10 protein-coding genes are annotated in these 10,813 nt (G+C 35.9%); all 10 read right to left on the bottom strand.

Annotated features, from left to right (window positions below; all coding sequences use genetic code 11):
• Positions 1-604 precede the first annotated feature (604 nt).
• The 10 genes from J7E57_RS26655 to tssD all read right to left on the bottom strand — a co-directional run bounded on the left by J7E57_RS26655 (position 605) and on the right by tssD (position 10,806).
• A complete protein-coding gene (locus tag J7E57_RS26655; RefSeq protein ID WP_215132483.1) occupies positions 605-1,381 on the bottom strand; it encodes a hypothetical protein in 777 nt (258 codons plus the stop codon).
• Between the two features lie 5 nt (positions 1,382-1,386).
• Entirely contained in the window at positions 1,387-2,082 is a 696-nt protein-coding gene (locus tag J7E57_RS26650; protein ID WP_215132481.1) for a hypothetical protein, read from the bottom strand.
• A gap of 12 nt (positions 2,083-2,094) precedes the next feature.
• Positions 2,095-4,068: an OmpA family protein gene (locus J7E57_RS26645; protein WP_215132479.1), complete on the bottom strand. Its 1,974-nt coding sequence runs from the start codon at positions 4,066-4,068 to the stop codon at positions 2,095-2,097.
• Entirely contained in the window at positions 4,061-4,696 is a 636-nt protein-coding gene (locus J7E57_RS26640; RefSeq protein ID WP_215132478.1) for a hypothetical protein, read from the bottom strand. The genes J7E57_RS26645 and J7E57_RS26640 overlap by 8 nt, the downstream gene beginning before the upstream one ends.
• Before the next feature lie 3 nt (positions 4,697-4,699).
• A complete protein-coding gene (locus J7E57_RS26635; protein ID WP_215132476.1) occupies positions 4,700-5,179 on the bottom strand; it encodes a DUF4280 domain-containing protein in 480 nt (159 codons plus the stop codon).
• A 4-nt stretch (positions 5,180-5,183) separates the two neighbouring features.
• A complete protein-coding gene (locus J7E57_RS26630; protein WP_215132474.1) occupies positions 5,184-6,140 on the bottom strand; it encodes a hypothetical protein in 957 nt (318 codons plus the stop codon).
• Positions 6,141-6,664: 524 nt separating this feature from the next.
• Complete coding sequence (locus J7E57_RS26625; protein WP_215132473.1) at positions 6,665-8,305, bottom strand: hypothetical protein; 1,641 nt, start codon at positions 8,303-8,305, stop codon at positions 6,665-6,667.
• 7 nt (positions 8,306-8,312) lie between these two features.
• The gene (locus J7E57_RS26620; RefSeq protein ID WP_157258313.1) at positions 8,313-8,477 is read right to left on the bottom strand and encodes a hypothetical protein; all 165 of its coding nucleotides are present in this window, start codon (positions 8,475-8,477) and stop codon (positions 8,313-8,315) included.
• A gap of 1 nt (position 8,478) precedes the next feature.
• A complete protein-coding gene (locus J7E57_RS26615; RefSeq protein ID WP_215132470.1) occupies positions 8,479-10,344 on the bottom strand; it encodes a type VI secretion system Vgr family protein in 1,866 nt (621 codons plus the stop codon).
• Positions 10,345-10,701: 357 nt separating this feature from the next.
• Positions 10,702-10,806 (bottom strand): type VI secretion system tube protein TssD, encoded by a 105-nt coding sequence (gene tssD, locus J7E57_RS26610; RefSeq protein WP_317196572.1) that lies wholly within the window; start codon positions 10,804-10,806, stop codon positions 10,702-10,704.
• Positions 10,807-10,813 lie beyond the last annotated feature (7 nt).

Genomic DNA, 10,813 nt, shown 5'->3' with positions numbered 1-10,813 from the left:
AAGCACATCGTACTCCTTGCCCGAAAAATTTAATCTAGCTTTGAAAGCCATAGTTTTAAAATTTAAAGGTTAAAAATTTGATTAGTATAGCCTCCGCTATGTTAAATATAAACCAAATATTAAGCCAATTATTGTATATGTTACTCATATATAACAGCTAACGCGTACACTTAATTCTAAAATATTATCCTACGGTTAGCAGAACGCAGATTTTTGACAAGAAAAAAAATGTATTTTTTTTGAAATCACCTGCCGTCTCATTTCCACTACATGCAATAGCTTAAAATATTGTAGCATTTTTAGACAAGGCGTTACTTTTTGAAGCGTAATTTTGGACAATTACTAATTTTTATACCAATCGAAAGACCGAAAGCAATCCAGTCTTTAGCTGCTCCATCTCTCCTGTTTAAGGCCGTTAACTCAGCAAACTTATCTTTACCTGCACATGCATTTTTCCAATATATGCCCCGGTTTAAGATTTTCCATATTACTAGACCAATTTCCAATAATTTTTTTCTTGATCTTTAGTTTGAGCGCTATAGCCTAAAAAAATACACTTGCGACAATAAATAGTATTCCTCTCATATTCCTGGCAATTGTGCATCTAGCGGATAATTTCGAACCCATTATTACCTTTTGGCAGGTGTATGTAAAAAGGGAAACCAAACTCTTCATTTGCTCCCTTTTTGAGGTAAGAAATAATAGGGCTGTGATTCTTTCTTTTTAGGTTTAACAATTTATTCTGCGCATAAAATTCTAATTTGGTTTGGTTAGGAAATTCTTGTAAAACATAATCTTCCTCTGCCAACATAGCGAACATATTTTTTAACGCGCTCAAATTATCTTCTTCTAAATACATGGAAATGTCCGTTTCCTGATATCTCGTTTTTAACAGAGCGGATAATTCGTCGATTTTCTTATCCCTGAAAAGAAGGTATATGCTGCGATAAAAATCATTAACAAGTTTTAAGCTATTTTCATTTTTAACATCAATAATCTGGGATGCTAGCCAACCTAATGTTTGATAAGGTACTTCAGCTTTAAAAACACCTCCTATTTTCAATTCTGGAAGTTTTTTTTCATTTAAAGCTGGAGCATCTAGTTTTGTTATTGTCTGTTGATTATCAAAATTACCATTTGCCGAATCCAAAACGTTTATTTTTATCTGAGCTTCGGCGTTAGGATTAATCAGTTCACCTTCAACAGGCTTTAAAACAACACTAAAACTTTGATTCCCGCTTGATAAAATAAAGTGGTTTATCGGGTATTGAGAATGGATGCTACCTCCTTCGGTATGGGTATGAACAACTACATCGTTTACAATGAGATCAAAATTTGCCAGTGAAATATTGTATTCCAGTAAATAATATGGTTCAGTCATAAAGGTTATTTTTTAAAAAGATGTGCATACGGACTATCATATTCTTTTAATAGTGGCTTAGCATATTCCTCAACAATGTGATCCATATATGCCTTTTTAGTTATGATCTTAATTGACATATTTAGGTTAGCATTAGTCGGATCTATAACCAGTTGGGTTAATACATCATTTTTGCTCCAAAACAATTGTTGGGGATATTGCGTAGCCTTATTATCAAATTCATCAGCAACTTCTTTAACAAGATGTGGCATAAGGCTTTTTAATAATGCAGGCGTTTCCTTTTCGTTGTCATCAAATTTTCTTTGATTATAAATAATGGAATCCGGTGTCGAATAGCTTTTCAGCATATCCTTAAGTAAGTTTGCTGCATCTTTATTGTCTGGATGTACACTGATAAAACTCACAACGCCATTGTAGGTTACTACTTTCGTTTCTAAAACTTCGGCGATTTTAGCTTTGTCGAAAGTTACATTATCGTTCCCTGCGAAAAAATAATAAACTATCTTTTCTCCCTTATCAACCAACTGAACACCATCTTTTGTTGGTAGTTCAAAGCGTCCCTTTTGTTCCGTTATATTTTTGGTAAATTCAGACAAATCTACATTGGGCTTTTCGGCAAGGACCAAATCTTTTAGGTCAATTTTTTTTGGACTGCAGCCTAAAAAGATTAAACAAACTAAAAAAGCTATATTTTTCTTCATGAGTATATAAAATTAAACCAAATAATGTTTCTTAAATTTAACATCGTCTTTTTCAACAAGAACAGCATCACCATCAAAGCTAAAAGTTCTCTTAATAAAACCAAACTTAATTGTTGTAGCTGCAACAAAGGTGGCTTTTATGCCTCCGAATTCAGCTATTGGAGCAACGAATACTCCTTCTTTATCGGCGCCTAATTTTACGCCTCCGGTAACGCTTGTTTTAGCATCCGCTTTTACAATCCCCGAAACCCCCATACTACCCGTTTCGGCTTTGGCCGTAGCTTTAAATTCGATATTGACCTTGAGCTCACCGGTAATTTTGACTTCACCGGTTGTTTCTTTAGGGAATTTAACATTGATGATGGATTTCCCTGCAATATTAAGTGCCCCGCCTACGGTAATCAAAAAAGTTATCTTAACGTATTTGTTCATTTTATCCTTAATCCAGGTGAGTACCTCACCAGCCCCTGGACATATAGCATTTCCACCGTATTTTAGAACAATATCGATTAGATCTATACTGAGAGCGGCTTCTATAAGCGGTTTTGTTTCTGCGCCGATTTCGACAATCTCTCCAACAACTTTGTTTGTTTTTTTTAAATACCATTGAGCAGACACCGCTAAAACAGGTGCCTTCACTTCGAACATGAACCTACCTTTGGCCAAACAGGAATTAGATACCCGATCTGCCATTTGCTTAACCTGATTTATAACCCTCAGGGTTTTAGCAATACGTTCTGACCATTCTTTACTAAACTCAACCTTTTGCTTTTTACCTGCTGAGGTAGTCCATTCTCCTACAAATGATAGCTCAAACTTTTGAGCCATCTCACCAAAGTTTTCAGACCAGCCGGCATCTACTGCAGCGCCTATTGCTTTCTTTTTTGCTTCATCTAACTCATAACCATACAACTTATTACCGTAGGTGTAGGCAAAGGGTTGGGTATGCGACCATTTAAATTCTATGGTCCATTTAATATCAGAGTATACATGTATAGCCAATGTAGGATTGTTCTGAACAGAATAATACCTGCAAGAATGGATATGAACCATGTAATTATTCATTAATCCATCCCGCTTGGGCCAAATGTAATTTAATGGAATAACATTGAACTTACTCATTGTTGATACTGCCGGAACTGTAATTTTGCCCTCATTCTCAGCTTTTACATCAATGTTGATTAATTTGATGGTTTTATTGTGCTTTTTGCGGTCAAAACAAGCTTTGGTATCGAATTTTACGGGTTCAACGGTAATATCTTTTGGTTTATTGCCAACAATAGTTTCATAAATAATAGTTTGTGCATTATGCCCGTAATATTCAAATGCAATATCTACCCTCCGGTTATTCTGATAGTCTGCCTCATTTTTATATTTAATATTGTCGCGCCCTTTTTTATCGTCTGTGGGGTTTACTTCTCCATGTCCGGCCGTTTTGATCCGATTTGGATCTAATTTCCCTTTGATAAAAAACTCTCTTACTGTTTTTGCCCTGTTTTCTGATAATACATTGTTATGGTTCTGTTTACCGATTACACAAGCAAAACCATCAAGTTGAATAGTGCTGTATCGATGTTCGAGCAAGAACCGTAATATATTATTAAGCTGCTTAAGACTTTCGGGTAAAAGTTCCGTACTATCAAATTTAAAAATAATAGACTCTAACGTTTTTTCCCTTTTATCGATAACATTTTTAACTCCACTTCCATTATCGAAAACTAGTTCGGGTTTACTTCCTTCTTCTGTTACATTAATTTGTTCAAACTTGCACAACTCAAATCTTGCCTCATTTTTATCGGGCAGGTAAATGGTAACCGGTGTTCTGTTTTCGGGTATTTCTACTACCTGCGATTTAAGTTTATCTTTTATCCTTAAAAACCGGGCATGGGCAGTATCGCCCTTACCTCCCGTATCTTCAATATATTTACCAGTTACGGGGTGCACCACACGCACATAAAATTCTTCAACATCCGATCTATCATTCATAGACTGGTACCATGAATACGTATTGGGAATTTTTTAGGTTAATTTCGCCATTGGTTACACTTACCCGATAAATTTTTCGGGTTTCTTCATCATCTTTTGGCCATAGGCCTAATGCTGATCTCAATTTTCTGAATACCCTAACCTCTACATTATCATAGCCATTTAAGCCTTCGGTAAAGAGCCTGAGCCAGATGAGTTCTCCGTACGAAAACTGGTAAGTTTTGCGCACATCTGCTCCTCCTTCATTTTGAGTCCACCTGCTTTCAACTATTTTTGCAGGCGATTCGCCCCTGATCTTTAAGCCTGATTTACTATCAAAACTCCCGCTCCATGTTGCTTCAATGTACCACAGGTATGGTCCGCATAATTTTTTGGGTATCCGGTAACCATAGCTAAAATTGCTGGGTATTGTTTTTTGAAGATCTATGACGCTTTTCTCGTTAAAAACGGCCCATTTTACATCTTTCTTTCTATCTTGCTCGGTAGTGCCGGGCTGCCATTCTCCTATTTTGAACCAAACATACTGATCTGGAGCTACTACCACTAACTGACCGGGTATAGATCCTTTATTAGCATTATATACTTTTCCTTCGCCGGTCCAAATAATTTTCTTTATTCCCTTTGCCATACGTTATGCTTTAACACTCGCTTCTACACCGTTAAAATTATTTGCAGATTCATCGAGAGATTCTGACATGGGATTGAGCTGTGATTGTACCTCTTTATTTGCGTTATTAAAGTTTTGTTTTGAGGCTTCTGCTTTTTGCCCGTGCTGAACAATCTCAATGCAATCGGGGCCTCCTATTGGGCAGGTAGCTTTGCTATCTTCAAGCAAAATTTTACCTCCGTTTGTAAGGATGGTATCTTCATAAAAACCCGACCATTTGGTTACCACAGCATTACAGGGTTTATTGTACATTTTTGAGCAGGATCCAAACATATTTTTTTCAAAAGTTGGGCCGATATCCATTGTGGTTGCTATGGATTTTTGGCTTCCATCTTTATCGTTTGCATATTCTTTGGTATGCGTTAGCACTTTGAGTTTATCGGGCGCCGATCCAAATTTGCACATACACTGTGCCCCCTGAACTACAATATGTTTCTCTGCCATTGCCTTAATTATTTAGTAAACGATCCCAAAATCCTTTTTTTGACGGGCCATCAAGTACCACCATTTCTGTTACGGGCAAACCTTTAACATTGGTATCTAATTCGAAATCGTGATCAAACTCCTTGTCATTTTCGGGAATCAATGCAATTTTTACCTTTACTTTCGCTTTTTCCTGCGCTCCGTAACTGAAATCAGAAACGACAGATATGATCCGCTTAAATTTCGGGTGTAAAAGATAATATCCTTCATAGTTACCAGTGGCCCTGTTTGTGATATATAACTCATCCTCCAAAGGCATAATAGTACCATCATGAATCAATTCTATTGCTCCAAAGCTATTGGATTGGGCAGCTAATTTCTCTTGTGTTAGATAACCTTCTACGTTAAAGCCTCTGGCTATCGGAAATTTATATATGGATTCGGTTATATGATTCTGACCATATTCTTTATAAACCGGTTTAAAAAAAGTGTGAATAAACCAATCGTTATTTAAAAATGCAAGATTTATACTATCAGCATTAGCTAGCTGTTTTTCCATCCGCTCTACATAGTCTTCTACAAGACCACCTTCAAAATTATCCAGCACCTTCTTTTTAACAGATTCCCATCTTTTTAATATATCCTGGTGATTGTAAATACTTTGAAAACCGCCATTTTGATCAACAGTAATTACCAAAGGATAAAACACTTTTCCTGCAGCATAAGCTAAACGATCGGCAACCAGATCGGGCAAGATTTCATTGACAAAAACATCACTAATCCGCTCAATTTGAAATAAAGGTTGTCCCTCTTTACCCGGCTTTAACCTGGTAACACGCACTTCGTATTTAACTTCGTTGCTGTTTTCTTCGCCCTCGTTAAAAATAATTAAAACGCCATATTTTAAACATACTTCAGCAGGCCAATCTAAACGAAGGGCGTTTAGGCCTGAATAATATATTGTTTTATTTGAAATGTCCATTTTTATCGGTTAGTTCTATCTATTTCACAAAGGGATTATTTAATAAGAACCAGGTATAAAGAAAGTGCTATACTTATAATTAATATTTCCGCAAAGACATCACACGGCGAGTTAAATATAAATTACTATAATCGCACTCTTTATTTCCAAAAATTATTTTGATAGATGAGCATTTTAAAAATCAAGCAACTGACTTATAAATGATTTCTTATCTTCAATGTTGTAAAATATCATGTGCAGGATAAACCAGTAGGATATCATTACAAATGCAATAAATATTAAACTCATTACCAGTGTTATTATAAAAGAGTTCTTTATTTTGTTTAAACAAAATACTACCAATAGAAATATAAATGTAGTAATTATTCCAGCCGGCATTCCTACCCTAGGCAATACCATTAGAATCGATTTGGCATCAAATTTTAATAATATATGGTCGTTTATGTACCAAAGGGTTATACCTAGAGCAGTAACTACAAACATGATCAAACTAATAATGATTAGTTTTTGAGTATTCTTCATAATTATTTCTTTTTATATCCTGTATTTACTCCCGAACTAAAAGCTCCCCGTAATCCTTCTTCAATTTTTGGCCAAAACCGGGTGTGGCTTAAACTATGCGATGTCATTGCCAAATATGGTATTGATCCAGGTTTTTTGTCTAACTCCGCAATGTTTTCATCTTTTTCTGCAACCAAATCTGCATTGTATTTTGTGACGAATTCTGTATATTTTTTCAGATTTCCCCCTAAAATTTTAAGCTGTGCATCAAGATTTCCCGTTACGACATATTCAGCATAATTAATATAATTGTAAATATTGGCCAGCTGAGCAGGTTTAATAAACTGACTGAACAGACGCATTAACATATCTTCCAAATTATTGCTATGCACTGCATTTTGCGCCCCTTTTAAGAAAGTACCGAATTGAGCTCTTTTATTTCTTGAGTTATAAGGATCTTTATCAAAAATGGGAACATCTAGAATCGACAATCCTTTGGTCTGTTTTTTTGGGGTCCAGGATGTTTCATCAATGCTATCAGTTATCCCTCTTTTTTCTCCGAAAATATTTGCTAATAAACTTAATAAATAGCTATCCTTCGGCCCGCTTTTAATATGAAATAGTGTATTTAAAACTGTTAAACCCTGACTCAAATTCAGATTTGTTGCCCAGGTAACTTTATCGTACCCTTTTTTTCCCCCGTTATAATTCTTATTTACATCGTAGCTCCATAAAAGAAATTTATTTAATATACTTACGAATGAATCCTTTTCTTTTTGTAAGCTGGAATTTTCAATTTTCAGTGAATTAATGTACTTAATAAATTCTGATATGATCATATTGATTCCTAAAAAAGCTGTTGCCATTTCTTTCCATGCAGCAATTGCTTTTTTTTCAGAACGCCAGCCCTTAAGATAATCTGTAATAACTTCGTGTTTTACACTTTTAACAGTTTTTATACCCCGCTCAAACTTATCCATCTGGAAAGATTTTAATAGCCCTTCCATATTGACCAAACTAAAATCTGCTACGAGCTGCTGCGTTAAATCATATTCATTATGTACATTGATTATTTTACAAGCGCTATGTAGTTTGGTATGATTTAATTGGTGCTTCTTTTGAAAAAATGGCGTTGATAAATAAGTAATGCTTTTAATCTTCCATAGCTTAGGAAATTCAGTAAATTTATTCCTTTTTAAAACTTCAGACTTCGCTATCATTTCTTTACTCGTAATAAGCTCTGTAAATTGGTTTATTACATTACCCCCATGCGAATGTCCGATTAAATGCAAATGAACTTCTTGATGTCTCCAATTTCTGTATGTCCGTAACATTACATCCATTAAACGCTCTGCTGCAATATTTCTTTCTTTGGTATCATTGTCTCCAGACCAACTAAAAAAATCGCCCTCAATATGTAAATTCAGATATTGAAATTTTATTTCTTTTATTTTATTCCAAAAATTACTTACACTTTCTGCTGTTGCTTTATGTGTTTTCGCATCAATCCCCCTCCAGTACTCGGTATTTGCCTGATGTTTTAAGCCTGCCGTATTTACAGGATCTGTAGTACCGGCAACAAACATTACAATATCAGCAATAGGTTTATTTTTTGCAGCCTCAGGAATTACAAACCTCGGCTTCTTAAACATTACATTCGTCATCGCCTGCTTATTTACCTGTTATATTAATCTTTTTGTTCGAAGCTAAGACCAAATTTTCTCCCAAGGCAACAATCTCTACTTTTTCAGCAGTTTCAAATGCTGTTTGCGAAGTGGAAACATATTGATCAGTAATTGTAATGATCAGGTTTTTAGCAATTTTCTTAATGGCCATATTAAAAAAGATTTGATTTTTCTGCACTGTTAATCTCTACAGTTTTTTCAGAACTCTCCAACAGCATGTTTTCTTTGGTGCTAAAAATAGTTACCTTTTCAGCATACTGTGTAGATTCCTGAGCACTTCTCATGTATGCTTTTTCTACCATTTCAGTTTTATTATTTGCTGATTCTTTCATATCTCCAGTGGCGCTGATATTGATATCTTTTCCGGCGGTTTGCGTAATGTCTTCGTTGGCACTTGTGGTAATGTTCTCACCAGCACTTTCTGAAATGTTTTTACCCACCTTCACATCCATATTTTCCGCTACATTAATCTGCATATTCTTACAGTTTAAAGTCATGTTCTCCAAAGCGGTAATGGTTATATTATTGCCTTTGGTATCGATATGGATAATATTATTGTGGATATCGGTGATTTTTATGCCTTGTGTACCCTGATTATCATCAAATTCTATTAAATGTCCGCTTCTGGTAATGATACTTTTAAGGTGGTTTTGAATAAGCGGGCTACTATCTACGCTGGAGCTGTGGTAAACACTTCCCATTACTACGGGCCGTGCAATATTCCCCTCTTCGAACGCAATCATCACCTGATCATCTATTTCGGGGATCGCAAAATATCCCCGGTTATTACCCCTATCACCAACACCGGCACTTGGCGTAACTACACGCAACCACTCTGTAACATCGTTGGTTAAACATTCCCATTTAAATTTCACTTTTATACGGCCCTGGCCCTGTGGATCGTTATTATCAATCACATCTGCCAGTTGCATATCCGGTTGTGGTTTTTCGAAGTTCTTTACCAGTAACCGTTCGGTTGTGGATACTTTTCCTTCGAAAGTATTATGGTATTTGCCGTTTTCGTCTATATGATGTGTAATACTGGTAATAAGAAATTTACCCAAGCTTTCGGATGTAAAAGCAAGTTCTTTACGGAGGCTCATTGTAATTTCAGCAATGCTGCCTATGCTTAACCCGGCATTATCGCCCCTGGCGGTTACTTTTAAAAGCTCACTTGTATTCGCTTTCTCTTCATTTTCTACCAGGTTTTTAATGTCGTTGTTATTATCTACCCTGATTAATGAAGGTTGGTTGAAGGTTTTACTAAAAGTAAGGTTAGAAGCTTTTACGGCATGGGATAAGTCGGGTGTGCCATTTACTTTACCTGTACTTTCGCTCAGCAGCATTTCGTTTTGCTTCGGATTATAGGAGAACCGTTTATTTTTTATCGGTGCAATTTCCATTGCATACTGCATTTCCTGAACATCTCTGCCATAAAACAGGGATATTTCCTTTTGTGTATCGGGTTTTCCAAAATTAAGCTGTTTGCCATCGTAAAAAAGCCATTCGTGGTATTCGGCGGAAAGACGGTTCAAAAAAGCAAAATCGCTTTCACGATATTGGATAATATAATCGATTGATGTATTTCTTGCGGCATTGGCCACCACTTTTAAATCATTGGCAGGCGTATCTTTAGTTGCCAATTTCACGATCTCATTCAGGTCTTTATCTAAATATGAACCCAAATCAGGTCCACGATCGATTAAAATAGTTGGGCTATAACCACTTACAATTAGAACACCATGGTAACCATGAATTTGTGATAGTTCAACTTTAGAAACCAGGCCTACAAAATTCTGCATGCCTTCTGCCGAATGGCCAAAAGAAGCAGTTAAGGTTTTACCCACAAAATCGCGGCTATCATCTAAACTGATCAGCCCTGGCGCACCCATCTGGTCGTGGTTAAAGCGCAGTTCAAAATAGTGATGTTCGTTAAAAGCCTGTTGAAGGACGAAGGAAGCAAAATGTGTAATTTCCTTATCCTCTATATTGATTTCAGCAATGAGTTTCTTTTCCATATTAATTTATCTTGATCACAACAATTACCCTAAGCCAAATGCTGGGTATGCACATGCTCTTATATTAAAAATGGATACATTTTCTGCAAACCGTACGTTCAGATGAATATTGTGTGTTGATGCCGAACCAAACATTTTACCTGAATAGTAATCGTTTTTTACTGCAACATGTTTGGAATGGTTAGACATAATTGAGCATTAATTTTTGAGATGGCTTTGTAAATTAATATACGCATCAAAAAAGCAATATTAATTTTTTGGGATGATAGGTAGATGTAGGGTGATGAAAATAGCAACGGATTAAAAGCGCCCCAGAAAAAGTCGGGGCGCTTTTAATTACGATATGTTTAGTGATGACTAAGCTTTTGGCCAATCGTTTTCGTGTTCTGCATTGCCCAGCTTTAGCTTACGGGCCGATACCACAAAACTTAATGTCATAGGTGTATTGTCGTTTACCGCAATACCCTCG

It is taken from the genome of Pedobacter sp. ISL-64 (assembly GCF_018613605.1).
GTDB lineage: Bacteria > Bacteroidota > Bacteroidia > Sphingobacteriales > Sphingobacteriaceae > Pedobacter.
The sequence above is the reverse complement of the archived record's forward strand: the minus strand, read 5'-3'. Positions and strand labels throughout refer to the sequence as shown.

Bases quoted from the DNA above. Each gene is read 5' to 3' on its own strand.
- J7E57_RS26655 (WP_215132483.1), bottom strand. From the start codon at position 1,381: ATGACTGAACCATATTATTTACTGGAATACAATATTTCACTGGCAAAT.
- J7E57_RS26650 (WP_215132481.1), bottom strand. From the start codon at position 2,082: ATGAAGAAAAATATAGCTTTTTTAGTTTGTTTAATCTTTTTAGGCTGC.
- J7E57_RS26645 (WP_215132479.1), bottom strand. From the start codon at position 4,068: ATGAATGATAGATCGGATGTTGAAGAATTTTATGTGCGTGTGGTGCAC.
- J7E57_RS26640 (WP_215132478.1), bottom strand. From the start codon at position 4,696: ATGGCAAAGGGAATAAAGAAAATTATTTGGACCGGCGAAGGAAAAGTA.
- J7E57_RS26635 (WP_215132476.1), bottom strand. From the start codon at position 5,179: ATGGCAGAGAAACATATTGTAGTTCAGGGGGCACAGTGTATGTGCAAA.
- J7E57_RS26630 (WP_215132474.1), bottom strand. From the start codon at position 6,140: ATGGACATTTCAAATAAAACAATATATTATTCAGGCCTAAACGCCCTT.
- J7E57_RS26625 (WP_215132473.1), bottom strand. From the start codon at position 8,305: ATGACGAATGTAATGTTTAAGAAGCCGAGGTTTGTAATTCCTGAGGCT.
- J7E57_RS26620 (WP_157258313.1), bottom strand. From the start codon at position 8,477: ATGGCCATTAAGAAAATTGCTAAAAACCTGATCATTACAATTACTGAT.
- J7E57_RS26615 (WP_215132470.1), bottom strand. From the start codon at position 10,344: ATGGAAAAGAAACTCATTGCTGAAATCAATATAGAGGATAAGGAAATT.